This window comes from Aeromonas sp. R6-1, from assembly GCF_040908165.1.
Classification (GTDB): domain Bacteria; phylum Pseudomonadota; class Gammaproteobacteria; order Enterobacterales; family Aeromonadaceae; genus Aeromonas; species Aeromonas caviae.
The window spans coordinates 64,332-90,810 of record NZ_JBFODF010000026.1 but is presented as its reverse complement, the minus strand read 5'-3'; the positions used below and the strand labels follow the sequence as shown (position 1 = coordinate 90,810).

General features: G+C 61.8%; 28 protein-coding genes. 19 read left to right on the top strand and 9 right to left on the bottom strand.

Translation table 11 applies throughout. The features are described from left to right. Positions 1–22: 22 nt before the first annotated feature. The 3 genes from AB5Y68_RS06790 to AB5Y68_RS06780 all read right to left on the bottom strand — a co-directional run bounded on the left by AB5Y68_RS06790 (position 23) and on the right by AB5Y68_RS06780 (position 1,729). A complete protein-coding gene (locus tag AB5Y68_RS06790; RefSeq protein ID WP_039039962.1) occupies positions 23–853 on the bottom strand; it encodes a CPBP family intramembrane glutamic endopeptidase in 831 nt (276 codons plus the stop codon). A 161-nt stretch (positions 854–1,014) separates the two neighbouring features. Next, entirely contained in the window at positions 1,015–1,305 is a 291-nt protein-coding gene (locus AB5Y68_RS06785) for a hypothetical protein (RefSeq protein WP_039039963.1), read from the bottom strand. 49 nt (positions 1,306–1,354) lie between these two features. After that, on the bottom strand, positions 1,355–1,729 hold the full coding sequence (locus AB5Y68_RS06780; protein WP_039039964.1) for a YacL family protein: 375 nt from the start codon (positions 1,727–1,729) through the stop codon (positions 1,355–1,357). A 206-nt stretch (positions 1,730–1,935) separates the two neighbouring features. On the opposite strand from AB5Y68_RS06780, the gene AB5Y68_RS06775 reads away from it, so the two are divergent. The 7 genes from AB5Y68_RS06775 to AB5Y68_RS06745 all read left to right on the top strand — a co-directional run bounded on the left by AB5Y68_RS06775 (position 1,936) and on the right by AB5Y68_RS06745 (position 9,394). Beyond that, positions 1,936–3,051: a sugar diacid recognition domain-containing protein gene (locus tag AB5Y68_RS06775; RefSeq protein WP_039039965.1), complete on the top strand. Its 1,116-nt coding sequence runs from the start codon at positions 1,936–1,938 to the stop codon at positions 3,049–3,051. A 119-nt stretch (positions 3,052–3,170) separates the two neighbouring features. After that, entirely contained in the window at positions 3,171–4,433 is a 1,263-nt protein-coding gene (locus AB5Y68_RS06770) for a GntP family permease (protein WP_039039966.1), read from the top strand. A 9-nt stretch (positions 4,434–4,442) separates the two neighbouring features. Continuing rightward, positions 4,443–5,576 carry a glycerate kinase gene (locus tag AB5Y68_RS06765; RefSeq protein WP_039039967.1) on the top strand — a complete coding sequence of 378 codons (1,134 nt, stop codon included), beginning with the start codon at positions 4,443–4,445 and terminating at the stop codon, positions 5,574–5,576. Positions 5,577–5,837: 261 nt separating this feature from the next. Continuing rightward, positions 5,838–6,401 carry an NnrU family protein gene (locus tag AB5Y68_RS06760; protein ID WP_039039968.1) on the top strand — a complete coding sequence of 188 codons (564 nt, stop codon included), beginning with the start codon at positions 5,838–5,840 and terminating at the stop codon, positions 6,399–6,401. Between the two features lie 59 nt (positions 6,402–6,460). After that, positions 6,461–6,997 carry a glutathione peroxidase gene (locus AB5Y68_RS06755; RefSeq protein ID WP_010673063.1) on the top strand — a complete coding sequence of 179 codons (537 nt, stop codon included), beginning with the start codon at positions 6,461–6,463 and terminating at the stop codon, positions 6,995–6,997. An 82-nt stretch (positions 6,998–7,079) separates the two neighbouring features. Further along, a complete protein-coding gene (locus AB5Y68_RS06750) occupies positions 7,080–8,015 on the top strand; it encodes a LysR family transcriptional regulator (protein WP_039039969.1) in 936 nt (311 codons plus the stop codon). A gap of 182 nt (positions 8,016–8,197) precedes the next feature. Further along, positions 8,198–9,394: a NupC/NupG family nucleoside CNT transporter gene (locus AB5Y68_RS06745; RefSeq protein ID WP_039039970.1), complete on the top strand. Its 1,197-nt coding sequence runs from the start codon at positions 8,198–8,200 to the stop codon at positions 9,392–9,394. A 606-nt stretch (positions 9,395–10,000) separates the two neighbouring features. Here AB5Y68_RS06745 and AB5Y68_RS06740 read toward each other — a convergent pair. Together AB5Y68_RS06740 and arfB are read right to left on the bottom strand one after the other, a co-directional pair. Next, complete coding sequence (locus AB5Y68_RS06740; RefSeq protein WP_010673066.1) at positions 10,001–10,495, bottom strand: methylated-DNA--[protein]-cysteine S-methyltransferase; 495 nt, start codon at positions 10,493–10,495, stop codon at positions 10,001–10,003. A 26-nt stretch (positions 10,496–10,521) separates the two neighbouring features. Further along, positions 10,522–10,938 (bottom strand): alternative ribosome rescue aminoacyl-tRNA hydrolase ArfB, encoded by a 417-nt coding sequence (gene arfB / locus AB5Y68_RS06735; protein WP_010673067.1) that lies wholly within the window; start codon positions 10,936–10,938, stop codon positions 10,522–10,524. Positions 10,939–11,139: 201 nt separating this feature from the next. On the opposite strand from arfB, the gene glnK reads away from it, so the two are divergent. The 5 genes from glnK (at position 11,140) to AB5Y68_RS06710 (ending at position 16,449) form a co-directional block, all read left to right on the top strand. Continuing rightward, positions 11,140–11,478: a P-II family nitrogen regulator gene (glnK, locus tag AB5Y68_RS06730; RefSeq protein WP_005332325.1), complete on the top strand. Its 339-nt coding sequence runs from the start codon at positions 11,140–11,142 to the stop codon at positions 11,476–11,478. Between the two features lie 228 nt (positions 11,479–11,706). After that, positions 11,707–12,714 carry a Fe(3+) ABC transporter substrate-binding protein gene (locus tag AB5Y68_RS06725; protein WP_039039971.1) on the top strand — a complete coding sequence of 336 codons (1,008 nt, stop codon included), beginning with the start codon at positions 11,707–11,709 and terminating at the stop codon, positions 12,712–12,714. Positions 12,715–12,753: 39 nt separating this feature from the next. After that, a complete protein-coding gene (locus AB5Y68_RS06720) occupies positions 12,754–14,379 on the top strand; it encodes an iron ABC transporter permease (RefSeq protein ID WP_039039972.1) in 1,626 nt (541 codons plus the stop codon). 40 nt (positions 14,380–14,419) lie between these two features. Beyond that, positions 14,420–15,454, top strand: coding sequence for an ABC transporter ATP-binding protein (locus tag AB5Y68_RS06715; RefSeq protein ID WP_039039973.1), 1,035 nt, complete (start codon positions 14,420–14,422; stop codon positions 15,452–15,454). 89 nt (positions 15,455–15,543) lie between these two features. Continuing rightward, positions 15,544–16,449 (top strand): Dyp-type peroxidase, encoded by a 906-nt coding sequence (locus AB5Y68_RS06710; RefSeq protein WP_039039974.1) that lies wholly within the window; start codon positions 15,544–15,546, stop codon positions 16,447–16,449. A gap of 79 nt (positions 16,450–16,528) precedes the next feature. On the opposite strand, the gene argR is transcribed toward AB5Y68_RS06710, so the two are convergent. Beyond that, positions 16,529–16,999: a transcriptional regulator ArgR gene (argR, locus tag AB5Y68_RS06705; protein WP_005308670.1), complete on the bottom strand. Its 471-nt coding sequence runs from the start codon at positions 16,997–16,999 to the stop codon at positions 16,529–16,531. Positions 17,000–17,199: 200 nt separating this feature from the next. Here argR and AB5Y68_RS06700 point away from each other — a divergent pair, with 200 nt between their 5' ends. The 6 genes from AB5Y68_RS06700 (at position 17,200) to AB5Y68_RS06675 (ending at position 22,199) form a co-directional block, all read left to right on the top strand. Beyond that, complete coding sequence (locus tag AB5Y68_RS06700; protein WP_039039975.1) at positions 17,200–17,940, top strand: ATP-binding cassette domain-containing protein; 741 nt, start codon at positions 17,200–17,202, stop codon at positions 17,938–17,940. A gap of 24 nt (positions 17,941–17,964) precedes the next feature. Next, the gene (locus tag AB5Y68_RS06695) at positions 17,965–18,702 is read left to right on the top strand and encodes an arginine ABC transporter substrate-binding protein (protein ID WP_010673073.1); all 738 of its coding nucleotides are present in this window, start codon (positions 17,965–17,967) and stop codon (positions 18,700–18,702) included. Between the two features lie 3 nt (positions 18,703–18,705). After that, complete coding sequence (artQ, locus tag AB5Y68_RS06690; RefSeq protein WP_010673074.1) at positions 18,706–19,356, top strand: arginine ABC transporter permease ArtQ; 651 nt, start codon at positions 18,706–18,708, stop codon at positions 19,354–19,356. Positions 19,357–19,358: 2 nt separating this feature from the next. Then, positions 19,359–20,021 carry an arginine ABC transporter permease ArtM gene (gene artM, locus AB5Y68_RS06685; RefSeq protein ID WP_039039976.1) on the top strand — a complete coding sequence of 221 codons (663 nt, stop codon included), beginning with the start codon at positions 19,359–19,361 and terminating at the stop codon, positions 20,019–20,021. A 242-nt stretch (positions 20,022–20,263) separates the two neighbouring features. After that, positions 20,264–21,199 (top strand): malate dehydrogenase, encoded by a 936-nt coding sequence (gene mdh / locus AB5Y68_RS06680; protein ID WP_010673076.1) that lies wholly within the window; start codon positions 20,264–20,266, stop codon positions 21,197–21,199. 409 nt (positions 21,200–21,608) lie between these two features. Beyond that, complete coding sequence (locus tag AB5Y68_RS06675; RefSeq protein WP_039040016.1) at positions 21,609–22,199, top strand: tetratricopeptide repeat protein; 591 nt, start codon at positions 21,609–21,611, stop codon at positions 22,197–22,199. Between the two features lie 82 nt (positions 22,200–22,281). Here the strand turns inward: AB5Y68_RS06675 and hmpA are convergent, their stop codons facing one another. Beyond that, complete coding sequence (hmpA, locus tag AB5Y68_RS06670) at positions 22,282–23,475, bottom strand: NO-inducible flavohemoprotein (RefSeq protein WP_039039977.1); 1,194 nt, start codon at positions 23,473–23,475, stop codon at positions 22,282–22,284. 111 nt (positions 23,476–23,586) lie between these two features. Between hmpA and AB5Y68_RS06665 the strand changes: the two genes are divergently transcribed. After that, entirely contained in the window at positions 23,587–24,054 is a 468-nt protein-coding gene (locus AB5Y68_RS06665) for an Rrf2 family transcriptional regulator (RefSeq protein ID WP_039039978.1), read from the top strand. A 30-nt stretch (positions 24,055–24,084) separates the two neighbouring features. Here the strand turns inward: AB5Y68_RS06665 and AB5Y68_RS06660 are convergent, their stop codons facing one another. Together AB5Y68_RS06660 and ccsA are read right to left on the bottom strand one after the other, a co-directional pair. Next, the gene (locus AB5Y68_RS06660) at positions 24,085–25,365 is read right to left on the bottom strand and encodes an HlyC/CorC family transporter (protein ID WP_010673081.1); all 1,281 of its coding nucleotides are present in this window, start codon (positions 25,363–25,365) and stop codon (positions 24,085–24,087) included. A gap of 39 nt (positions 25,366–25,404) precedes the next feature. Continuing rightward, positions 25,405–26,196, bottom strand: a complete 792-nt coding sequence (gene ccsA / locus AB5Y68_RS06655; RefSeq protein ID WP_039040017.1) for an inner membrane protein YpjD — start codon at positions 26,194–26,196, stop codon at positions 25,405–25,407. Between the last annotated feature and the right edge of the window lie 283 nt (positions 26,197–26,479).

The window sequence follows — 26,479 nt, the reverse complement described above, 5'->3', positions numbered from 1 at the left end:
CCCGGTGAACCTGTGCTCGACGTCAGTGGCTGGCCAGGGGATAGGTAAACAGGGCCAGGTGGGCGAAGTTGAACAGGAAGTGGAGCAGGATGGCGACACTGAGGCGCCCGCTCAGCTGGAACGCCAGGCCATAGCAGGCCCCCGCCAGCGCGGCGAACAACACCAGCAACGGGCCACCGGCAAGATGGGCTGCGCCGAACAGCAGGCTGGCGACCAGGAGACCTGCCCAGGGCGTGCTTCGGCTTGCCACCCCTTGCTGGATGCATCCCCGGAACAGCGCTTCTTCCGCCACGCAGGTGAACAGCAGGTTGTTGAATGCGAACAGCCACCACCAGTGGGGCAGTCCCGCTTCGGGTTTGAGGGCGCCCAGTTGCCAGGCGGTGATGAGCAGGGCCGCGAGCGGCAGGATGAGCAGGGCCAGCGGCCGCCAGCGCATCGTTCCACCCGGGCCGAGCAGGCCGGGGATGGCCAGCAGCAGGGCGAAGAAAATGAGCGGCTTGTCCAGATTGAGGTAGAGGGTGAAGGGCACGCTGGCCGGGCCCGCCTGTACCTTGTCGAGCACCCTGAGATTGTCAAAGCCGGGCACCAGATGCAGCGTCAGGGCGAGGGACCACAGCAGGATCAGCGTCAGTGCGACGCCACGCCAGGGTGGGGGCAGGGTGGGGGTACGCCAGGCCAGCAGCAGACCGGCGAGGCTGACAAGAGCGGCGAGGGGCGCGAGTCGCTCAAGCCAGAGGACGGTGAGCAGGGCTAGTCCCAACAGAAGCATGCCGGGCCTGGTTCGGCGGGCGAGGCAGCAGAGTACGGCGAGCCCCAGGACGAGCCAGATGAGGATATCGGGGAGTGGTAACATCGAGTCTCCTTGTATGAATGAAGGGCGCACCTTAACGATCCCCATGGTCTGGTTCAAGGAAAAGGGACTGGCCGGCAGAAGACGCGCAATGAAAAGCCGGAGCTGGGCTCCGGCTTGGGCGGCGGCAAGATGTCACCGAGAGAGGCGATGGCCTTCCCGTATCAGCGACCTGACTCGGCGATGACCCGGGCGATGATGTCGGCACGTTTGCTGGCTTCCAGCTCGCCCAGGGCGATGAGACCGGCCTTGAAGATGACGTTCTTCGGCAGACTGACGTCATCCAGGGTGGTGATGGCCTCGACGTGCATGCCGTTCAGGCGGCTGGCATCGCGCGGGCTCAGGTTGACCTGGGTGTTCAGCACCTGCTTGCCCTTCTTCTTGGGCTGGGCGGGTTTCTTCGGTTGATCCAGCTCGTCTTCCGGCAGTTCGTCATCAAAATCGTAAATGGACATAGTCAATCCTGTTGGGTTGCAAGGGGCATGCTCGCCCGAATGGGGGTAATCAGCCCATATCCTCGTTGCGGATAAAGGCGCGCCAGGAGCCGAGTACCTGGGCAAAATCTTCCAGCCCGCACATGGCCAGCTGTTCATCATCGTAGTAGGCGAGATCGTCGAGATCCTCATCCTGCTCGATATTGAGGACATTGGCCTTCACCTCGGCTTCCTCGTGGGTCAGCAGCAGGGAGTAGTCGCCCCCCAGCAGCCGGTATTCGGTGCGGGCCCGGCTGGAGAGCTGGTCGATGATGGCGAACAGCTCGTCGAGCTTCTCCTCGTCCTTGCCCACCTCGTCGATCAACCACTGGCCGATGGCTTCATGGCCCATGGAGAACCGGGCGCGATAGCCACCGAACGGGTCGCGGCGAAATTCATAATCCATAGCGGAGTCCATATCGGAGGGTGAAACCACCACGGCGCAAAGCGGCATGATGCCGGATCCTTGATCCATGGTGGGGCACTGATAGCGTAAAGTGGCCTATTCTAGCGATCCCCCCCGCGCTTGTCTTGATGATGTGGGATCTTTAACGGGTGATCCCGGTGATGGCGCACGCCGGGGACCCTGTCAACAAATGGTATGGAGAGGCAATGCAGCTCAACGACGCGCTCGCGCATCAGATAGTCAGCCGGGCGATGAAGATCCTCTCGTTCTCGGTCAACGTCATGGATGAGCGGGGACTCATCATTGCGTCCGGTAACCCGGAGCGGCTGCACCAGCGCCACGAGGGGGCCGTGCTGGCCCTGACCGAGAACCGGGTGGTGGAGATAAGCGAGGCCACCGCCCGGGAGCTCAAGGGGGTGAGGCCCGGCATCAACCTGCCCATCGCCTATCAGGGGGAGCTGCTCGGCGTCATCGGCATCTCGGGGGATCCGGACATCGTGCGTGCTTACGCCGAGCTGGTGCGCATGACCGCCGAGCTCATCCTGGAACAGGCGGCACTCACCGAGCAGTTGCAGTGGGACAAGCGCCACAAGGAGGAGCTGGTGTTGCAGCTCATTCGCGGCGAAGGGCGGGCCGATCAACTGCAACAGGTGGCCCGTTTCCTCGAGCTGGATCTCGCCCAGCCCCGGGTGGTGGCCGTGCTGGCGCTGGAGGAGGCCGAGCCCGCCCAGGTGAGGGAGCTGGTTCACCTGCTGGAAAACCCGGAGCGGGACAACCTGGTGGCCATCAACGGCCTGGACGAGATAGTGGTGCTCAAACCCGCCCAGCTCAGCGACGGCGTCTGGCAGTCGGCGCAGGAGCGCAGCCGGATCCGGCAGCTGCTCTCCCGTATTCCCCATTTCAAGGTTCGCATCGGGGTGGGTGATTACTTCGCCGGCATCCCCGGGCTGGCGCTCTCCTACCAGACGGCGCGAGACACCTTGCGCCGTGGCATGCGCCAGTCGCCCCGCAAGCAGGTCTATTTCTTCGAGGATTACCGGCTTTCAGTGCTGCTCGGCACCCTGGCGGACTCCTGGCAGGCGGATCAACTGCGGGCTCCGCTGCAAAAGCTGGCGCAGGAGGACACAAAGGGAACGCTGCAAAAGACGCTGCGCCAATATTTCTTGCAGGATTGTGATCTGCATCCCTGTGCCGAAGCCCTGTTCATTCACCCCAACACCCTGCGTTATCGACTGACCCGGATAGAGCAGATAACTGGCTTGAATTTCAATAAGTTAGATGACAAATTTCTGCTCTATCTCGGGCTCAGTCTCGATAGCTGATTTGTCTTTTCCAACAAAAACACAAGGCCGGTAAATGCTTTTTTTGGTTTTATGGCCAAAGCATTCCAGGCGGGGATCCCCATAATGGCGCCACTCATTACAACAACAAGGTGCCCGTCATGATCCCAGTCTCCGCGCTCGGCGCGCTCGCCGCGCTTTCCATCGCCATCTTCCTCATCCTGAAGAAGGTGCCGCCCGCTTACGGCATGATTGTCGGTGCCCTGGCCGGTGGCCTGATCGGTGGCGCCGACCTGACCCAGACCGTCGCCCTGATGATCGGCGGCGCCCAGGGGATCACCACGGCGGTGATGCGGATCCTGGCGGCGGGTGTGCTGGCCGGGGTGCTCATCGAATCGGGCGCCGCCACCACCATCGCCGAGACCATCGTCAAGAAACTCGGCGAAACCCGCGCCCTGCTGGCCCTGGCGCTGGCCACCCTGATCCTGACAGCGGTCGGCGTCTTCGTGGACGTGGCCGTCATCACGGTCGCCCCCATTGCGCTGGCCATCGCCCGCCGGGCTGATCTCTCCAAGGCGGCCATCCTGCTGGCGATGATAGGCGGTGGCAAGGCGGGCAACGTCATGTCTCCCAACCCCAACGCCATTGCGGCAGCCGATGCCTTCCACCTGCCTCTCACCTCGGTGATGGCGGCGGGCATCATTCCCGGCCTGTTCGGTCTGGTGATGGCCTACTGGCTCGCCAAGCGCCTCAACAACCGGGGCAGCAAGGTGGCCGCCGACGAGGTGGTGAGCTTTGACGGTGCCAAGTTGCCCGGCTTTGCCGCCGCCATCAGTGCGCCCCTGGTCGCCATCCTGCTGCTGGCCCTGCGTCCCATCGCCGGCATCGTGGTGGACCCGCTCATTGCGCTGCCCCTCGGCGGCCTGGTGGGGGCCCTGATGATGGGCAAGTTCACCAAGGTGAACCAGTTTGCCGTCTCGGGCCTGGCCCGCATGGCGCCGGTGGCCATCATGCTGCTGGGGACGGGGACCCTGGCGGGCATCATCGCCAACTCCGGCCTGAAAGATGTGCTCATCAGCGGCCTGACCGCTTCCGGTCTGCCCTCCTATCTGCTGGCCCCCATCTCCGGTGCCCTGATGTCGCTGGCGACCGCCTCGACCACGGCCGGGACAGTGGTGGCCTCCAACGTGTTCAGCGCCACTCTGATTGAACTGGGGATCAGCAGCCTGGCAGGGGCCGCCATGATCCACGCAGGCGCCACCGTGTTTGACCACATGCCCCACGGCTCCTTCTTCCATGCCACCGGCGGCAGCGTCCACATGGGCGTCGGCGAGCGACTCAAGCTCATCCCCTACGAAACCGCGGTCGGTCTGACCATCGCCGTTGTCTCCACCCTGATGTTTGGCGTGTTTGGCCTCGCCTAAGGAACTGATATGAAAATTGTGATCGCCCCCGATTCATTCAAGGAGAGCCTGAGCGCCATGGCGGTGGCCGATGCCATCGAGGCCGGTTTCAAGCAGGTGCTGCCGGATGCCACCTACGTCAAGCTGCCCATGGCCGATGGCGGCGAGGGGACGGTGCAGTCTCTGGTGGATGCCACCGGTGGTCGCATCCTGCCGGTCGAGGTGACCGCTCCCCTTGGCAACAGGGTACAGGGCTTCGTGGGCCTGCTGGGGGATGGCAAGCGCGCCGTCATCGAGATGGCGGCGGCCTCCGGCCTTCATCTGGTGGCGCCCGAGCTGCGCAATCCGCGGCTCACCTCCAGTGTCGGCACCGGGGAGCTGATCCTGGCCGCGCTGGAGATGGGGGTGGACCACCTCATCCTCGGCATCGGGGGCAGCGCCACCAATGACGGCGGTGCCGGCATGATCCAGGCACTCGGCGGCAAGCTCCTGAAAGCAGATGGTACCCCTATCGCGCCGGGCGGTGCCGGTCTGGCCGAGCTGGCCACCATCGACCTGAGCGGGTTGGATCCCCGTCTGACCGGGCTCCACATCGAGGTGGCCTGCGACGTGGACAATCCGCTGTGCGGCCCCAAAGGGGCGTCCGCCGTGTTCGGTCCGCAGAAGGGGGCAACTCCCGAGATGGTGGCCGAGCTGGATGCCAATCTGGCCCGTTACGCAGACTGCATCGAGCAGGCGCTTGGCAAGCAGGTGAAGGAGATCCCGGGAACGGGGGCCGCAGGCGGCATGGGGGCAGCCCTGGTGGGGCTGCTCGGTGCCGAGCTCAAACCCGGCATCCAGATCGTGATCGAGGCGCTGAAATTGGCCGATGAAGTGGCCGATGCGGATCTGGTCATCACCGGCGAGGGCCGCATCGACAGCCAGACCATCCACGGCAAGACGCCCATCGGGGTGGCTCGCTGTGCCAAGCAGTTCGGCAAGCCGGTGATCGGCATCGCCGGATGCCTCACCGATGACTGCGGCGTGGTGCACGAGCACGGGCTGGATGCGGTGTTCGCCGTGGTCAATCGGGCCATGTCCCTGCCGGAGGCGCTGGCCACCGCCACCACCAACCTGCAGCTCACGGCCCGCAACGTGGCGGCTCTCTACCTGCTGCGCAAATGACCCTCTCTCCTGGCCGGTGCGGTGCATCGGCCTGACCCTGCCCCGTGCAGCAGAGTGAGCGGCCCGGCGTGGCACCTCTGACGCACTTGCCGATCCTTGGGTCGGCTTTTTTTATTATCCTGCTGTCTTTCATATGGTTTTTGTATTCTGACAAGGGGCTTTGCGGCATAGTGATCTCCCGACAGTGAGGGAGCCACGAGAAACAAGGCCCGCCTGAGGGAGGGCTTCCCATTCCGGGGGGCAATATGCGAGGTGCGAGCCATGATCCTGCTGACCCTGGGGGTGGTGTTGTTCACCCTGACCCATCTTTACCCCTGTTTCGCGGCACAGCACCGCGCCCGTCTGCGGGATCGGCTGGGGGAGAACCGCTACAAGGGGCTCTTCTCGCTGCTGGTGTTCGTCGCCATCGGCTGCATCCTCGCAGGCTGGCGCAGTGCCAGCCCCATGCCCCTCTATTTTCTGCCTGTCTGGGGGCCCACCCTGGTGATGGGGGTCATGCCGATCGCCCTTGTCCTGCTGTGCGCGGGGCAGGGGGCCAACCATTTCCGCCGTTGGCTGGTGCATCCCCAGCTGCTCGGGGTGCTGCTCTGGTCGGGGGCCCATCTGGCGGTAAACAGCGAGGCGCGCTCCCTGGTGCTGTTTGGCGGGCTCGGTCTCTGGGCACTCATCAGCATCGTCTGGATTTCGATGCGGGAGTGGGGCCGTTACCCCCGTGCCGCCGCCACCTGGCAGGGGACGGGGATCAGTCTGGGGGCGGGGCTGGCCCTCACGGCTCTGCTTATCTTCTGGGGACACGGCTGGCTGACCGGGATCCCCCTGCACTGATCCCTGAACCAGATTCCGGGGTCTTGCGTATGATGGACAAAACAATGGGAGTCACGTCGATGAAATGGTTCACCCTGCTGCTGATGCTCGGCTCGGGCGCGGTCTCTGCCGCCTGCCCCGATTACTTCAACGTGGAGATGCGGGAGCTCAACAGCACCCAGCGCCACAACCTCTGCCAGTTGACCGAGGGCAAGGTGGTGCTGGTGGTCAACACCGCCTCCTACTGCGGTTACAGCGGTCAGTTCCGGGATCTGGAAGCCCTCTATCAGGGCTACAAGGAGAAGGGACTGATGGTGCTGGGCTTCCCCTCCAACGATTTCTGGCAGGAGGCGGGCAACGAGAACAAAACCGCCGAGGTGTGCCGCCGGGACTACGGGGTGACCTTCCCCATGTTCAACCGGGTGGCGGTGCGGGGTTCGGATGCGGTGCCGCTGTTCAAGGGGCTGGCCGCTGCTGCCGACGGTGATGCGCCCAACTGGAACTTCCACAAGTACCTGGTCGGGCGGGACGGCAAGCTGATTGCGAGCTATGGTGCCAACCAGAATCCGTCGGATGATCCTCTCAAACAGCAGATCATCGATGCCCTGGGGCACTGACCCTACCCCATGGCGGGCCGCTCTGGAATAATGCGGCCCCGCCATCCACTCCGGTGACACCGTGCTGCAACGTCTTCCCCAAATGGTGATCTTCGATGCCCTGGTTCGTGAACAGGGCATCTCGGCGGCTGCGCGCCGCCTCGGGGTTTCCAAATCCCACATCAGCAAGCAACTCGCCCTGCTGGAAACCGCGCTCGGCGCCCAGCTGGTACAGCGCACTACTCGCCGTTTCGGGCTCACCGAGCTGGGTCTGGAGTATGCCCGCCACTGTCGCGCTCTGGTGGCGGTGGCGCTGGAGGCGGAATCCATGGTGGCGGAGCGCCGTGGCAAGGTGAGCGGTGTGCTCCATCTGGGGGTTGGTCAATCCTTCGGGCGGTTGCACGTGATCCCGCGCCTCAAGGCGTTTCAGGCACGTTATCCGGATCTGGAGCTGGAGGTGTCCCTGTTCGATCACCGCACCAATCTGGTGGATGAGGGGCTGGATCTCTGGATCACCACCTACGAGGACAAACCCGAGTCCCTGGTCGGGCAGCGACTGGCAGACATTGGTTTCGTGCTGGTGGCCTCGCCGGATTATCTGCTGAGTCACGGCACGCCACTGCACCCCAGGGATCTGGCCCATCACAATTGCATCACCTACCAGAGCCGGGAGCGGCGCTACCACGAGTGGTCATTTCGCCAGGGCAAGGAGCGCCAGACGGTGCAGGTGGCGGGCAACTATCGGGTGGATCTGGCGGAAGCGGTGCGGGACGCCGCCCTGGCCGGGCTCGGCATCGCCTATGTGGCCAACTACCTGCTGGACAAGGAGCTGCAATCTGGTCAGCTCATCCCTCTGCTGCCCCAGTGGCAACCGAACCAGAAGATGGCGGTGCACGCCGTCTATGCCAGGCGAGAGCATCTGGATCCCAAGATCCGCCTCTTCATCGACTTCCTCAAGGAGAGCTTCGGACCCGGGCCCTACTGGGCGCAGCGACTCGCACCCTGGCTCGGGGGGAAATTGTCCGGCACCGAGGAATAATCGTTTCCATACAAGAACACTGGCGTGAGTGCGGTTTCAAAGTTGTGTCAAATCAGTCAGTTGGCGCAACCGATATCGTGCAAACGTTTTTGCTAACAGGGTTGTAACCCGGCAGGGTTGCGGCGGTGAGGGGAGGGGAGCAGAATCCGCGCCCATCTTCAGCCTCACTGGATGGAATCCCCATGATTGCCCTGCTTGGTATCCTGAGCATCCTGGCCCTGGCCGCACTCTGCTCTGATAATCGTCGTCGTATCCCGTTGCGAACAGTGGGCTTTGCCCTCTGCCTGCAAGTGCTCTTCGCCGCCCTGGTGCTCTGGCTGCCCGCCGGTCAGCAGGTCTTGAACGGTGTCAGCGAGAGCGTCAGCAGCGTCATCGGCTACGGCCAGGAGGGGATTGCCTTCCTGTTCGGGGATCTGGCCAAGTTCAAACTCGGTTTCATCTTCGCCTTCAACGTGCTGCCGGTGATCATCTTCTTCTCCGCGCTGATCGCCATCCTCTATCACATCGGCCTGATGCCCAAAGTGATCGCCCTGCTCGGCGGCGGCCTGCAGAAATTGCTGGGCACCGGCCGCGCCGAGAGCCTCTCTGCCACCGCCAACATCTTCGTCGGCATGGTGGAAGCGCCGCTGGTGGTCAAACCCTATCTCTCCAGGATGTCCGATTCCCAGTTCTTTGCGGTGATGAGCTGCGGGCTGGCCTCGGTAGCCGGCGGCACCCTGGTGGGCTACGCCAGCATCGGGGTCGAGCTGAAATACCTGATTGCGGCGGCCTTCATGTCCGCCCCTGCCGGGCTTGCCATGGCCAAGATCCTGGTGCCGCCCGCCGCGCAAGAGGAAGATCACCACGAAGACGTGGAGATCCCCCGCGCCACCAACGTCATTGAAGCGGCCGCCGATGGTGCCATGGCGGGTCTCAACATCGCCGTCGCCGTGGGGGCGACCCTGCTGGCCTTCGTCGGCGTGATCGCCCTGCTCAACGGCCTGCTGGGCTGGGCCGGCGACCTGGTGGGGCTGGATCTGAGCTTCCAGATCATCCTGGGCTGGCTGTTCGCCCCCGTCTCCTGGCTGATCGGTGTGCCCTGGGATCAGGCCCAGGCAGCCGGTGCCCTGATCGGCACCAAGATCGTCATCAACGAGTTCGTCGCCTTCATTGCCCTGGTGCAGGATCAGACCCTGAACGAGTCGAGCAAGGCCATCGTCACCTTCGCCCTGTGCGGTTTCGCCAATATCTCTTCCATGGCGATCCTCATCGGCGGCCTGGGGGCCATGGTGCCGGAGCGCAAGTCCTTCATCGCCCGCTACGGCATGCGCGCCATCCTGGCGGGGGTGCTGGCAAACCTGATGAGCGCCTCCCTGGCAGGCTTGTTCCTCGCCCTCTGATAGACCCTGGAAGTCAGCACCTTCCGGTCATTGCCCGCTTCGGCGGGCTTTTTTGCACCCGCTTGCAGGCAAAAAAAGCGCCTCTGGGGAGGCGCGGGGAAAAGACAGATTGGAAGCGTCACATGGGTGCCACCTGAATGAGGGATGAGCCGTCCCATCCAAGTGTGAAGCCATGATGCCTGATGCTCTCTGAAGCGCTTCTGAGGCGATTCTTCATACTGTGTTCATTTTCAAAATGCTGCTGCAATGTGATTTTTAAATGTTTGATGCTGAAATAAAATAAATAATCAGTGATTTATTTTGTTGTGCGGCTCAAAGGAAAGATGAATCGGGGCGGTGGGCACGCTCCTGCCATGGGGCGGATCCGGCGACAGATTATCCCGGTGCCGGCTCAACGAATCACGTAACCATGCTGCCAGATGGCAAACAACCAGCATGTAATTGTGGTGTTGCCCGTCATGGATAGTGCAATACCGCCTGCTGTCTGCTGTTGGGACCAGCAACTCGTATGTGATGGAGATGCCGCTCGTCAGAGGATCCGCGCGAGTGGCCTGCGGTCTGTGGTGCCTGCACCCGCAACCCGCATTTGACAGGAGGCGCGCCCTTTCATGGGGTCAGCGCGAAGTGGTCTGCGGTCTCCTGCTCCAGTGCCAGCAACCAGCGCTTGATGGGGATGCCTCCCCCGTAGCCGGTCAGTTCACCGCTGCGCCCTATGACCCTGTGGCAGGGCACTATGATGCTGAGGGGATTGCGGCCGTTGGCGGCGCCCACCGCCCGCACCGCCCTGGGGTTGCCGATGGCCTCTGCAATCTGGAGGTAGCTGACGGTCTCGCCGTAGGGGATATCGCACAGTGCCTGCCACACGGCCTGCTGGAATGGTGTGCCCGTGGCGGCCAGGGGGAGATCGAAGCGCCGCAGTCGGCCGGCAAAGTAGGCGGCAAACTGCTCGACAAAGGGGGCCAGGGCGACATCATCCCGCTGCCACTCCGGTTGCGGCAGGACGGGGCGCTCCCCTTGCATGAATTCCACGTGGCGCAGCCCGGCCCCATCGATGGCGATGAGTAGGGGCCCCTTGGCACATTCACAAAAGCTGTACTGCATTCTCTTGTCCTCGGGGTTGTGGCAGGTCACTCCAGCACGGGCTTGCCGCGGGTGGATTTGATCTCTCCCTTGCGTTTCTTGGCATCGACCCGCTTGCGTTGGGAGCTGCGGGTCGGCTTGGTGGCGTGGCGGGCCTTGGGGCGCCAGGCGGCTTTTTTCAGCAGCTCGGTCAGGCGGCTCATGGCCTCCTTGCGATTCATGTCCTGGCTGCGATGGGTCTCGACCCTGATCTGGATGAAGCCGTCGTGAACCCGGCTGTCGCTGAGCCGCTCCAGTCCCTCCTTGTAGAGCGGCGGCAGGCTGGGGGAGTCGCGATAATCGAAGCGCAGCCAGACGGCGGAGTCGGTCTTGTTGACGTGCTGGCCGCCATTGCCCTGGGCCCGCATGGTCTGGAATTGCAGTTCATGCCAGGGGATGATCACGCTGTTGGAGATGACTAACATGGGGTGATGCTCTCATTTGGTGCATCAAGGGAGTCTGGTGCAGCTTGGTGCCTCATTATGGGGCGAGATGCGCTTCCTTGGTGATCCTGAGCCTTTCCGGCTCAGAGTGTCATATCTATCTATATGAAAATAAACGATAAAAATACTTGGCACAAGAATTGATGACCCATTCGTGACATACCATGGATTGGGAGCAACCAGATGAAGCTGATTACTGCGATTATCAAACCTTTCAAGTTGGACGACGTGCGCGAGGCCATCGCCAACCTGGGGGTGGAAGGCCTGACCGTCTCCGAAGTGAAGGGTTTTGGTCGCCAGAAGGGGCACACCGAATTATACCGGGGGGCCGAGTACCAGGTCGACTTTCTGCCGAAGGTGAAGCTGGAGATCGCCACCGCAGACGAGAACGTCGAAGGGGTGATCGAGGCCATCTGCAAGGCGGCCTATACCGGCAAGATCGGTGACGGCAAGATTTTCGTCTATGACCTGCTGCAAGCGGTGCGTATTCGTACTGGTGAGAGCGACGACGAGGCGCTCTGAGTACGCCCCTTTGCCCGGCCGGGTCGGGCAAAGGTCCGGGCAGGTTCTGCCGACAGTGTGAATGGGTGGTCGTCGAAAGACCGGATGGGATTCCATCCGGTCTTTTTGTTTGGCCGCTGATTAAATAGATCGTTCCAACCCAGCAAACCGCCTTGATCCTCTCCTCCCGATTCATGCAGAATGCAAACGAAAATGGTTATCACTCTTTACGCAGACAAGGAACGGATGATGAAAATGAAGATGTTGGCACTGGCTTTCTCCACGCTTGTCGCCCAGTCGGCGTTCGCCGCCCAGGAGGTAAACGTCTATTCGAACCGTCAGGATGAGCTGATCAAGCCCATCATCCAGCAGTTCGAGAAGGAGACCGGGATCAAGGTCAATGTGGTGTTTGCCAAAGAGGGGCTGAACGAGCGTCTGGAACGGGAAGGTAAGCTCTCTCCGGCCGATCTGATGCTGACCGTGGACATCAGCCGTCTGACCGAGCTGGTGGACAAGGACCTGGTGCAGCCTGTGGACAGCAAGACGCTGCAGGAGAACATCCCCTCCATCTATCGCGATCCGGACAACCGCTGGTTCGCCCTGACCACCCGGGTGCGTGCCATCTACTCCAGCAAGGAGCGTCTTGGCAAGCTCGACACCATCCGCTACGAAGATCTGGTCAAGCCTGAATTCAAAGGAAAAATTTGTACCCGTAGCGGCAAGCACGAGTACAATGTGGCGCTGGTTTCGTCCATGATTGCCCATCACGGCATGGCGGATACCAAGACCTGGCTGGAAGGGGTCAAGGCCAACCTGGCGCGCAAGCCCCAGGGCAACGACCGTGATCAGGTCAAGGCGATCAAGGACGGCATCTGTGATGTCTCCCTGGGCAACAGCTACTACCTGGGTGCCATGTTGAAGGATCCGGCGCAGAAGTCCTGGGCCGACGCGGTGGAAATCAACTTCCCGAACCAGGGTGATCGCGGTGCCCACGTCAACGTGAGCGGCGTGGCCATGACCAAGTATGCCAAGAACAAGGATGCAGCACAGAAGCTGATGGAGTTCCTCTCCGGGGATACCGCCCAGCACATGTATGCGGATGTGAATGCCGAGTACCCGGTCAAGGCGGGGGTCGAGCCTTCTGCCATGGTCAAGTCCTGGGGCACGTTCAAGTCTGACCCCATGCCGGTCAGCGATTATGCCAAGCACCGCAAGGACGCCTTGCAACTGCTGGATGAAGTGAAATTCGACTTGTAATCAGATGGGGCCAACGGCCCCATCAACTTCTGTGGACTCATGAAACATTTTGGATGGATTGCCGGCAGCTGGGTCACCGCTCTGCTGCTGGGTTTGCCGGTACTCGCCCTGGTCTTCTCCGCCTTCTCGGCTGATGGGGAACTGTTTGCCCACCTCGCCGATACCGTACTGCCCGACTATCTGCGAAACACGTCCGGCCTGGTGCTGGGGGTGGTCTGCCTCAGCCTGCTGTTCGGGGTGCCCACCGCCTGGCTGGTGGCCATGTGCGAGGTGCCGGGGCGCCGCGCCCTGCAATGGGCGCTGATGCTGCCCATGGCGATGCCCTCCTATATCGTGGCCTACGTCTATACCGACCTGCTCGACTACTCGGGCCCGCTGCAGGCGGGGCTGCGTGCCCTGTTTGGCTGGCAGGGACCGGCCGACTACTGGTTCCCGGCCATTCGCTCCCTCGGTGGCGCCGCCTGGGTGCTGGCGCTGGTGCTCTTCCCCTATGTCTATCTGCTGGCACGGGCCTCCTTCCTGGAGCAGTCGGTCAGCCTCATTCACTCCAGCCGCCTGCTCGGCTGCACCCCCTGGCAGAGCTTTCGCCGCCTGAGCCTCCCCCTGGCCCGCCCGGCCATCATGGTTGGGGCATCTCTGGTCGCGATGGAAACGCTGGCGGACTTTGCCACCGTCCACTTCTTTGCCATCAACACCCTGACCACTGCCATCTACGACACCTGGCTCGGCTACGGCAGCCTGGCGACCGCCGCCAAGCTCTCCTGTCTGATGCTGCTGGCGGTGGTGCTGCTCATCGCGCTGGAGCGCCGCTCCCGCCAGCGCCAGCAGGTGTTCCAGAAGTCCATGGGCTTCGAGCAGCCCCTGCGTTACCCCCTCGGGGGCCTGAGGGGCGTGCTGGCCGGGCTCTGGTGCTGGGGCCTGGTGCTGGCGGGGTTCGCCCTGCCGTTCGTCATCCTGCTCGATTACGGGGTGCGTTACTTCGCGCTGTCGTGGACGCCCGAATTCGTGCGCTTTGCGGGCAACAGCCTCGCCATCTCGGCCCTGACCGCCCTGCTGGCCATGGCCATTGCCCTGCTGCTCGGCTTCTTCCGTCGCCTCGATGGGGGGACTCGCAGCCTGCTGCCCCTGCGCCTCGCCGCCATGGGCTATGCCATGCCGGGGACCGTGCTGGCCATCGGCGTGCTGGTGCCGCTCACGGCCCTGGATTTTGGCATCAACGATCTGGCCGAGTGGCTCGGGATGCCGGGCCCCGGTCTGCTCCTGACCGGCACCCTCACCGCCATCGTGTTCGGCTATCTGGTGCGCTTCGTGGCCATCGCCATCGGGTCGGTGGAGAGCAGCATGAGCAAGATCTCCCCCAGCCTCGACATGGCGGCCCGCTCTCTGGGGCAGGGGGCGGGCGGCATGCTGCGTCGCATTCACCTGCCGCTGGTACGGCGCGGCCTCTTTGCCGGCGCCATGCTGGTGTTCATCGAATCCATGAAGGAGCTGCCCGCCGCCCTGCTGCTGCGGCCGTTCAACTTCGAAACCCTGGCGACCCACGTCTATCAGTTCGTCTCGGACGAGATGCTGGAGCGGGGGGCGCTCGGTGCCATCGTCATCGTGCTGGTGGGGCTGATTCCCCTGCTGTGGATCAACCGTACCCTGGATGGTCCAGGCCATTGAGCGGCCCCGTCCGGCATCACTACGCGAGAGGAAAAGAACCTTGTCCTGCCTGAATATCGAGAAGGTCAGCTGTCACTACAATGGGCGCCCCGTGCTGGAGCAGCTCTCCCTGCAGGTGGCCGACAACGAGATTGTCTGTCTGCTGGGGGCCAGCGGCTGTGGCAAGACCACGCTGCTCAAGGCGGTGGCCGGTCTGCTGCCCCTGGCCCAGGGGGAGATCCGGCTGGGAGAGACCCTGCTCGATGCCCCCGGCGTGAGTGTGCCGCCGGAGGCCCGCCATATCGGCATGATCTTCCAGGATTACGCTCTCTTTCCTCACCTGACGGTGGCCGAGAACGTCGGCTTCGGCCTGACCGGGCAGGATCGCGGCAGCCGCCAGCAACAGGTGGACGAGGCGCTGGCGCTGGTCAACCTGCAGGGGTTGGGGGAGCGCTATCCCCATCAGCTCTCCGGCGGCCAGCAGCAGCGGGTGGCCATCGCCCGCGCCCTGGTGTGCAAGCCGCGCCTGATGCTGCTGGACGAGCCCTTCTCCAACATCGACACCCAGGTGCGGATGAAGCTGATCCTCGAGATCCGCGCCCTGCTCAAACAGCAAGGCATTGGCGCCATCTTCGTCAGCCACAGCAAGGAAGAGGCCTTCGCCTTCGCCGATCGGCTTGCCCTGTTTCGCGCCGGTCGCATCGAGCAGGTGGGGGAGCCGGAGCAGCTCTATCGCCGCCCTGGGAACCGCTTCGTGGCGGAGTTTCTCGGCGGGGTCAATTATCTGGCGGCCGAGGTGGTGGACAGCCACTGCGTGCAGACCCTCCTTGGAACCATCTGCGGTCAGGAGCCCCATGGCCGCGCGGTGGGGGAGCGGTTGCAGCTCATGCTCAGACCTCAGCAACTGGCGCTGACGGCGGCGGATGACGGTGAGCTCCGGGTGCGTGAGCAACAGTTCCTGGGCCATCACTGCCGGGTACTGGTGGAGTGTGGCGGCCAGCAACTGGAAGCCAGCATCGGTGAGCCCCTGGAAGGGGGGAGCGCGCGGGTGACCGTGGCGCCTCATGCCCTGGTGTTGTTTGACCCCTTGCCCTGAGTGCGTGGTATTGTCGTGAAATCAATGAACTGGAAGCGCGCTGGTTTATAATCGCGCCACGCCCATAGCCAACGCACTTGGAGAGAGACATGAAAGCCCAAGCCGGGATCTGCGCAGAGCCGAATCTGCACGCCCTCTATCTGATGTTCAATCGCACCGGTGACGCCGCTGCCCTGACCTCCCGCCTGGCCAGCCTGCCAGCACTCTGGGAGGCGGTGAGCGCCGACTTCCCCGATGCGGCCTTCAGCGGTCTGGTCGCCGTCGGGGCCGACGCCTGGGATGATCTCTATCCTGCCGCCCGGCCGCCCCAGTTCCGCGGTTTCATGGCGCAATCCGCCAACGGTCAGGAGGCCCCCAATACCCCGTTCGATCTGTTCGTGCAGTTGCGTGCTGATCGGGTGGACGTGCTGCATCATGCCGGTCATCGCGTCATGGCCCTGCTGGCCGGGCTTGTTGAATTGGCCGAGGAAGTCCGCGGTTTTCGCAACCAGGATTGCCGGGATCTGACCGGTTTCGTCGACGGCACCGAGAACCCGCAGGATGAGCACCGCGCCGTGGTGGCGTTGCTGGACGGCGGCGAGTTCGCCGGTGGCTCCTACATCCACGTGCAGCGCTGGGTCCACGCCATGAGCGACTGGGAGAAGCTGGCCCTGAAGGAGCAGGAAGACATCATAGGCCGCACCAAGGTCGACAACATCGAATACGAGTCCGCCGACAAGCCGCTCACTTCCCACATCAAGCGGGTCAACCTCAAGACCCCGAAGGGGGAGTCCATGGAGATCCTGCGTCAGAGCATGCCCTGGGGCACCATGAGCGAGCAGGGGCTCTACTTCATCTCCTGCTGCCGCACGCCGCTGCACTTCAACGCCATGCTGGCCAGCATGTACAAAGGGGAAGGCAGCCACTTCGATCACCTGCTGCGCTTCACCCGGGCGGTGACCGGCGCGGCCTTCTTCGCCCCTTCCGTCGATTTTCTGGTGGCCGAGGGCAAATAAGCCCGGCCTGCCGACCGCTCAAAACAAAAAATCCCGGCCAAGGCCGGGATTTTTGTGCGGATCGCCCAAGGCGACCGGATCAGGGCGTCTGCTCGAACAGCTCGAGGGCGGAGAGGTAGAGCTCCTCGATGTCGGTATCGCTGGTCGGGGTGATGAAGATGGTGTCATCACCGGCGATGGTGCCGAGGATCCCTTCGGCCTTGCCGAGGGAGTCAAGCAGGCGGGCGATCAGCTGGGCTGCGCCGGGGCTGGTGTGGATCACCACCAGAGCGCCGTTGTGGTCGACATCCAGCACCAGGTTCTTGAGGGGGCTGGAGGTGGTGGGCACGCCCAGCTCCACCGGCAGACAGTAGACCATCTCCATCTTGGCATTACGGGTGCGAACGGCGCCGAAGCGGCTCAGCATGCGCGAGACCTTGGATTGGTTGATGTTCTCGAAGCCCATCTCTTGCAGGGCAGTCACTATCTCTGCCTGGGAGCCGAAACGCTCCTCTTTCAGCAAGGCTTTAAAGGCCTTGGCCAGTTTTTCTTGCTTGTCGTTATGTTTCATCTTGGACTCACGAATGAGGGGAGTGACCGCCTGTCACGCTCAGGCGGCAGATACGAACAGCGCTGCTATTTTGCATTCATATGCCTGTTTTGGCAAGGAAGCGGCGCTTGTTCTGCATATTGATTCAAATATAGCTTGCATCAACTTATGCTGGCGCTAGAATCAGGACGAAATTTTGAAAACTTATTCAATTGGGCTGTATGGGTATCGAATTAATCGGCATCGAAAAATCCTGGCACAAGGTGCCGGTACTGCAGCAGGTGAGCTTTCGGACTGCTCCCGGCGAGACCTTGGTATTGCTGGGCCCGAGCGGGGCAGGCAAGAGCTCTCTGCTGCGCATGATGAACTTGCTGGACACGCCGGATGCCGGTGTGTTGCGCATCGCAGACAGTGAATTTTCTTTCCCGTCCAGCCTCTCTACTGCCGAATTCAACCGTCAGGCACAGGCGCTGCGCCGCAAGGTGGGCATGGTGTTCCAGCAGTACAATCTGTGGCCGCACCTCACCGTGATGGAGAATCTGATTGAAGCGCCCGTCAAGGTGCTCGGCATGAGCCGCGAGGCGGCCATCGATAAAGGGGCCTATCTGCTGGCCCAGCTGCAACTGGCCGACAAACGGGACGCTTGGCCCGCACGGCTTTCCGGTGGCCAGCAGCAGCGGGTCGCCATTGCCCGGACCCTGATGATGGATCCCCAGGTGCTGCTGTTTGACGAACCGACGGCTGCCCTGGATCCCGAAATTACCAAAGAGGTGGCGGAGATCATCCGCACCCTGAGCCAGACCGGCATCACCCAGGTGGTGGTGACCCACGAGGTGGAGTTCGCCCGCAAGGTGGCCAGTCAGGTGATCTATCTGGAGAAGGGGCGGATCATCGAATCCGGCACCGCCGCCATCTTCCAGTCCCCGCAAACCAGTCGGTTTGCCGAATTCTTGATGCATTGATATTGAGTCGATAAGGAAGCTGTCATGAAAAAGAGTCTGTTGCTGATCGCCGCCATGGGTCTGCTGAGCACTTCTGTGCTGGCCAAAGAGATCAAGTTCGCCACCGAGGCAACCTATGCGCCGTTCGAATACCTGGATGACAAGAACGAGTTCCAGGGGTTTGACATCGATCTGGCCCGCGCTGTCTGCGAGCAGGCCAAGCTGGAGTGCAGCTTCCACAACCAGGCCTTCGACAGCCTGATCCCCAGCCTCAAGTTCCGTCGCTATGATGCCGTCATCGCCGCCATGGACGTGACGCCGGAGCGGGCCGCCCAGGTCGACTTCTCCGACATCTATTACGAGAACTCCGCGGTGTTCGTCGCCAAGAAAGAGACCTTCAAGGGGCCGGACGATCTGGTGGACAAGACAGTCGGCGTGCAGAACGGCACCTCTCACCAGTCCTATCTGGTGGACAACTGGGTGAGTAAGGGTCTGTTGACCGTGCCCTACGCCAGCTACCAGAGCGCCTTCCTCGACATGATGAATGGCCGCACTGACGGCGTGTTTGCCGATACGGCGGTGGCCGCCGACTGGCTCAAGCAGCACAAGGAATACGCCGTGGTGGGTACCCCGGTGACCGACGCCAAGTACTTCGGCACCGGTTTTGGCATCGCGGTGGCCAAGGGCAACCAGGAACTGCTGACCCAGCTGAACAAGGGGCTGGCCGAGATCAAGGCCAACGGTACCTATCAGAAGATCTATGACAAGTACTTCGCGCAGTAAGCCATGTTAAGCCTGTTGTTGGATGCAGCCTGGATGACCCTCGGGCTGGCCCTGGCATCCCTGGTCGGTGGCATGGTGCTGGCACTGGCATTCAGTGCGGCTGAGTTGAGCAAGCAGCGTTGGCTGGTGTGGCCCGTGGCCACCCTGACCACCTTGATCCGTGGTCTGCCCGAGTTGCTGGTGGTGCTCTTCATCTACTTCGGCTCGACCCAGGTGCTGTTCCTCATCACCGGGGAGTATGTGGAGTTCAGCCCGTTCGCCTGCGGTGTGCTGGCGCTCTCCCTGCTGTTTGCGAGCTACGCCACCCAGACCCTGCGTGCCGCCCTCAATGCGGTGCCCCCTGGGCAGCGGCTGGCGGCGCAGGCGCTCGGCCTGGGCAAGGGGCACACCTTCTTTCGCATCGTGCTGCCCCAGGCCTGGCGTCACGCCTTGCCCGGGCTCGGCAACCAGTGGCTGGTGCTGTTGAAAGACACCGCTCTGGTCTCTCTCATCGGGGTGAACGAGATGATGCGTCAGGCACAGATGGCTTCGGCCAGCACCTATCAACCCTTCACCTGGTACGCCGCTGCCGCCCTCATCTATCTGGCCATCAGTCTGGTGAGTGAATTCGGCTTGAAGCAGGCGTCCCGCTATACCCGCCGTTACGGAGGCTGACCATGCAGGATTACCTGATGACCCTGCTGGGAGGGTTGGCGATCACCCTGCAGCTCACCGTGTTCAGCTTGTTGCTGGGCGTGCTGATGGCGGCCGGCATGACCTGGGTGCTGGAGCGTCGCATTCCGGTGGCGACCCAGCTGGTGCAGCTCTGGGTACTGGTCTTTACCGGTACGCCGCTGCTCATCCAGATCTTTCTCATTTACTACGGGCCTGGCCAGTTTGAATGGCTCAAGGCGGGGCCGCTCTGGCCGCTGCTCAAGCAGCCCTGGTTCTGCGCCGTGCTGGCGCTCGGTTTCAATACAGCAGCCTACTCCACCCGGCTGTTCAAGGGGGCGCTCGACGCCATCCCCGCCGGTGAGGTGGAGGCCTGCCGTGCGCTCGGCTTCTCGGCCGGACAGACCCTGTGGATGAAGACCCGCCATGCCGCCCGTCGGCTGGTCCCCGCCTATTCCAACGAGGTGATCCTGGTGCTCAAGGGGAGTTCGCTCGCGAGCACCATTACCATCATGGACATCATGGGGCTGGCCCAGCGTCTCAATGCCCAGACCTATGACACTCTGGCGGTGTTCACCGTGGCCGGAGCGCTCTATCTGACCATGAATGGATTGTTAACAATTGGTTTCCGCTGGTGTGAGCGTCGGGCACTGGCTTTCCAGTCCTGAAGCAGTCACATTTACCTCTTAATGGTGAGGAGGACACAGGAAATCTGTGTCTTTCCTCCCATTTATCGCATATTCCTCTCCGCTTTCATCGCCGCTTGTTCCCTGGCTCACAGAACCCGTGATTACAACTGTTATCAGATTGTTTTTTAGGAGGGGATCCTTTAAGGTGAGGCGCACAATAAGAATCAGCATTAACCCAACTAGAAACAACCTTAAACCTACGCTTAGACATGGAGTTGATCATGAAAGTTGCCGTTCTGGGTGCCGCCGGTGGCATCGGCCAAGCCCTCGCTCTGCTGTTGAAAAACCGCCTGCCTGCCGGTTCCGAACTGAGCCTGTATGACATTGCCCCGGTCACTCCGGGCGTGGCGGCGGACCTGAGCCACATCCCGACTGACGTGAAAGTAAAAGGTTTCTGCGGTGAAGATCCGAGCCCGGCTCTGGTCGGCGCCGATGTCGTGCTGATCTCTGCCGGCGTGGCGCGCAAGCCCGGCATGGACCGTTCCGACCTGTTCAACATCAACGCCGGGATCGTCAAGAACCTGGTGGAAAAGTGCGCCGCTTCCTGCCCGAAAGCACTGATCGGCATCATCACCAACCCGGTCAATACCACGGTCGCCATCGCCGCCGAAGTGCTGAAGAAAGCCGGTGTCTATGACAAGCGTCGTCTGTTCGGCGTGACCACCCTGGATGTGATCCGTGGCGAGACCTTCGTGGCCGAAGCCAAGGGCCTGAACGTTGACAAGGTACGTGTCAACGTCATCGGCGGTCACAGTGGCGTGACCATTCTGCCGCTGCTCTCCCAGGTTGAAGGCGCCAGCTTCACCGCTGAGGAAGTGGCTGCCATGACCAAGCGCATTCAGAATGCCGGTACCGAAGTGGTGGAAGCCAAGGCCGGTGGCGGTTCCGCCACTCTCTCCATGGGTCAGGCAGCCTGCCGTTTCGGTCTGTCGCTCATCAAGGGTCTGCAAGGGGAAGCCAACGTCATCGAGTGTGCCTATGTGGAAGGCAACGGTGAGCACGCCACCTTCTTCGCGCAGCCGGTGCTGCTCGGCAAGAACGGTGTCGAAACCGTGCTGGACTACGGCAAGCTGAGCGCCTTCGAGCAGGAAGCGATGGACAGCATGCTGGCCACCCTGAAGGCTGACATCCAGCTGGGCGTCGACTTCGTCAAGTAAGTCTCTACGTCGACCGCAAGGGGAGCCCAGGCTCCCCTTTGTCATTTTCGGGGTTGGGTGTAGCGGGCTAATGTGGTGGGCTAAGGAGATGGCCCTGGCTGCCGATAACAGAAGGCAGCAGGAGATCCCTATGATGAAACCAAGAACCCTCATCGCCATTATCGGTGTGTGCAGCTTACCCTTGCAGGGTGCGGAGCCCACCTCGGCCGCCGTGCCCACCCAGGCGGTGGCGGTTGCAGCCGCGCCGCGATCCCCGGCGTCTGCCCCCTTGTCACCGGCCTCATCATCGGCCCAGCCAGCCCTGACGCCAGCCTCTTCTGTCGCCACGTCATCCCTCCCTGTGTCAGCAGCGCCAGCACAGGCGCCATTCGAATCCGCACCTGTACCGTCCGCACCAGCAGCTGCGCCGCTGCCCAGGGCGACGACGCAGGCATCCGCTGCTGCGGGAGAGTTGCAGGCCGTGCCGCTTTATCGCCAGGACGAACTGCTCAACTGGATAGAGCAGGGGCGCCATCTGGCCCGGGTGAAGCAGGACAGGTGCCAGCTCACCCAGGATATCGAGGCGCGGGCCTCGGTGATGAAGATCCCTGCCTATCAGTTCCTCTGGGGAGACATGCTGGCCTGGGGAATTTGCACCAAGCCGGATGCCCAGATCGGGGTGCAGTACATGTGGGAGGCCGCCAACCAGGGGCTGGCGCCGGCGCTGGAACAGCTTGGCCGCTATTACTGGAAGGGGATCCTGGTTCAGAAGGATCTGGTGAGGGCCGAGACTCTGATGCGGGAAGCCGCGAGCCTCGGCTTCTTGCGGGCACAGATGGAGTGGGTGGAGATGTTGCTGCAGGGCATGGGGAGTCCGCTGGATTACGAGGAGGCGTATCACTGGCTGCACGGCGCCGTCATCGGTGACAAGGCCATGCACCAGAAGGCGGCGAGCCTGCTCAGCCGGCTCGGCAACCAGATGCCCGCCAATGCCATCGCCCGTGCCAAGGCGATGCACTGAGTCCTGATAGTCCGCTTTGATATTACAAGGCCCACGAAGCTGTGCTTGTGGGCCTTGTGCATTTTCCCGGTCAGGGGAGGGATCAGAGGCCCTGATGGGGGCCGAAGACCTCGTAATGCATCCGCCCTGCAGGCACGCCCACATTCTCCAGCTGAGCTTTGACTGCTTTCATGAACGGGACAGGGCCGCAGAAATAGTAGTGGGCGTTGGCCGGAATGAGGTCGGTGACCTGCTCCAGTGCCAGAGTGCCGCTGAAGTCGTAATCCTCTCCTTTGACATCCTGCTCCCCCGGCTCCCGATACCAGATCCGGCTCTCCAGTTTCCCGTATTGCCTGCTCTTTGCCCGGATCTCGTCCCTGAACGCGTGGTGGGCGCCATGTTCGCAGGCGTGAAGCCAGCGAATATCCATATCCGGGCCCTCGGCCAGCAAGTGGTTGAGCATGCTCAGCATGGGGGTGAGGCCGACCCCGGCGGAGATCAGCACCACGGGCGTGTCTGTCTCCTCTTGCAGGAAGAAGTCGCCGGCCGGCGGCATGATGTCGACCGTGTCACCGATGTGAAGATGATCATGCAACAGGTTGGAGGCCTGCCCCCTGGGTTCGCGCTTGACGCTGATGCGGTAGTCGCGGCCATTGGGGGCGTCCGAGAGAGAGTACTGGCGGATCTCCTGATGCTCGAGGGCGGGATGAACCAGCTTGATACTGAGATATTGCCCCGGTTTGAAACGCAACACGGGGTTGCCATCGAGGGGGGCCAGGACGAAAGAGGTGATGAGTTCACTCTCCTGACGCTTCTCCTTGATGATGAAAGGGCGGGTTCCCTGCCAACCACCGTCCTGGCTTGCCTTCTCCCGATAGAGCTCGCTCTCCCGGCCGATAAAGATGTCGGCCAGCACACCGTAAGCCTTGCCCCAGGCGGTAAGTACCTCCTCCGTGACAGCGTTGCCACCCATTTCTTTGAGCGTGGCCAAGAGATGACTACCCACAATGTGATATTGTTCCGGCTGGATCAGGAAACCCGTATGTTTGTGGGCGATGCGTTCAACGGCTCCGGCCAGGGCCCCCAGATTGTCAATGTTCCTGGCATAGGCCGCCACCGCACTGAACAGTGCCAAGGGCTGTCCCCCGCTACGCTGGTGAGCCAGGTTGAAGAGATCCTTCAACTCGGGATTGTGGCTGAACATGCGCTGATAAAAGTGCCGTGTGAGGTCAGGGCCCGCCGATTCGAGCAAAGGAATGGTGCTCTTGATGACGGCGATGGTGGCTTGGTCTAACATAGGAGGTCCTTTCTAATTGAACATCTGGAATGTCACTTATTAAGTTGCATCCTAAATGTTTAATTGATCTGGATCAATCATCAATTCTTCGCGCTAGGCGCTACAGGCACTATGAGACTAACGAGCTATACCGATTTTGGATTGAGAGCCCTGCTCTATCTGGCCACCTTGCCGGAGGGGGAACTGTCGAGCGTGGCCAAGGTATCCGCCTTGTACGACGTATCCCGCAACCACATGGTGAAGGTGGTGAACCAGTTGGTAAAACTGGGCTATCTGCAGTCACAACGAGGCAAGAATGGTGGCATCCGCATGGCGCGCTCCCCCGACGAGATCAATATCGGGCAAGTGATCCGGGCATTGGAAGGCAATCTGGACGGGATCGACTGCAGCTCCCCGGTCTGCCATATCGTCTCCGTCTGTCTGCTCAAAAGTGCCTTGAAGGAGGCGATGAACGCCTTCCTCGCGGTGATGGATGGCTATACGCTGCAGGATTTGCTGGCAAACCGTGACGAGTTGCAGCAGGTGTTCGGTGAGCTCATCCCCACTCTGGTGCTGGAGCCGGATGACGAGAGCGAGTGAAACAAAAAGGCTGCCATTGGCAGCCTTTTTTCAATCCTCGTACCCTGAGTCGTCCCGGTACAGGTGCGGCATGATCCTCGCCATCTTCACCATGTTGTTCTCCACTTCGAGAATCTCGATAGGGTAGCCCGCCAGCCTGACACTGATGTTGGGTTGGGGGATCTCCTCAAGGTACTCCAGGATGGCGCCATTGAGGGTCCGTGGGCCGTCCATGGGCAGGTGCCAGTCCATCTCCTTGTTCAGCTCGCGGATGCTGGCGGAGCCTTCGACCAGGAAGGAGCCGTCCGGCTGGGGATGGATCTCGTCACTCGGGGTCGGTGTCATGGAGGTGGTGAAGTCACCGACAATCTCTTCCAGGATGTCGTCCAAGGTGATCAGCCCCTGAATATCGCCATATTCGTCGACGATAAGGCCAATTCGCTCCTTGTTGCGCTGGAACTTGGCCAACTGCACGTTGAGGGGGGTCCCCTGGGGGATGAAATAGATGGGGTCGACTTCCCGCAGCAGGCTGGACTTGCTGAACTGATCCCGGGCGACCAGTCTCAGGGCATCCCGTGAGTGCAGGAAGCCGACGACGTCATCGATGTTGTCGCGATAGAGCAGGATCTTGGTGTGGGCGCAGTGGGCCAGCTGGCGCAGTATGATCTTCCAGTCGTCATTGATGTCGATGGCGGAGATCTCGCTGCGAGGGACCATGATGTTCTCCACCGTCATCTTGTCGAGATCCAGGATGCTTATCAGCATCTCCTGGTGGTGCTTGGGAATGAGATTGCCCGCCTCGTTGACGATGGTGCGCAGCTCTTCGGAATTGAGGGAGTCATCCTTGTTGTGCTCGAGACGCAAGAGTTTCAGCAGCAGGTTCGTGATGCTGTTGATGAGCCAGACAAGGGGGGCGAACGGCACCATCAGCCCCTTGAGGATCCAGGAGGCAGGATAGGCTATCCGCTCGGGGAACATGGCCGCCAGTGTCTTGGGGGTGACTTCCCCGAATACCAGTACCACCAGGGTCAGCCCGAAGGTGGCAATGGCGACGCCGAGATCCCCGAACAGCCGGATGCAGACGATGGTCGCGATGGCGGAGGCCAGGATGTTGACCAGATTGTTGCCGATGAGAATGAGGCCAAGCAGGCGGTCCGGCCTGGCCAGCAGCTTCTCGACCCGGCGGGCAGCTTTGTGCTTGGTCTGGGCCAGATGCCGCAGCTTGTAGCGGTTGAGCGACATCAGACCGGTTTCGGAACTGGAGAAGAAGGCTGACAAAAGGATCAAGATAACGAGAACAATCAGCAATGTACTCGTTGAGATACTGTCCAAGAAGGGCTCCTGTAAGGATGGTTGGGGAATGTTCGTGTGTCAGCTAAGCAGCACTTCCTTGACGAAACGGCTGCCAAAATAGGCCAGTGTCAGGATGAAGCTGCCGATGAGGCTCAGCATGATGACCTTGCGGCCGCGCCAGCCACGGGTATGGTGACCCCAGAGCAGCAGAGCGTAGACGCACCAGGCCAGGATAGAGAGGATGGCCTTGTGGGACTTGCCCTGGGCAAACATGTCTTCCAGGAAGAACAGGCCGGATGCGATGGAGAGGGTCAGCAGCAGCAGACCTGCGGAAATGAGCTGAAACAGGCGCTTCTCCACCGTCATCAGGGGTGGCATGGCTGGCAGGTGGCTGATCTTTCTGGATTTCAGTTGCCTGTCCAGGCAGGCAAGCTGGAGGGCAAACAAGCAGGCGATCATCAGTACCGAATAGGCCATCAGCGCGAGACCTATGTGCAGCAGTAACTGGGGGTGCGCTTCCAGATGGGTGATGTAGCGCCCGGGAATGAGCGCGCTGGCTGCCAGCAGCAGGGCTGAAAAACTGTAGACGACGGGCAGCAGAATCCAGCCGTTGAAGCGTCGGGTGACGCAGGTCATGAAGCAACTGATGATAAGGCTGACCAGGGACGCCACGTTCAACATGCTGAGATTCTGGCCGGAATGGGTGGCCAGCACTTCGCTGCCCACCGCCATGCCATGGGCGGTCAGGGCCAGGCCGACACAGGCGAACAGCGATACTTGCCCGACGGGCTTGGCGCTGAGCAGAAGGTGCAGTGAGGCGATGATGGCCAGCAGGTAAAACGCCAGGGCCAGAACAGAGATCACGATCATAACCAGGTCGTTGTCAAACAAGCTTTATGGATAAGAGGGGCAGTATACCTTGCACAAGATATGCTCGCCAGTTGTGCCAGAGGCTAACTGCCCACATATAAGTAGGCGTTGATGGTCACCGTGCGGCGAATAATCGTCCTCCGGCGTTGACTGGGGTATACTGCCCTCCATTCGTTGACCTGCCCGCTCGATGGCAGGCCGCCGCGGCAAGCGGCGAGTAATCGTCCCTAGAGTGCTGACCGGGGTATAATGCCCCCAGTGTCACGCCAAGAACCGGAAAGCG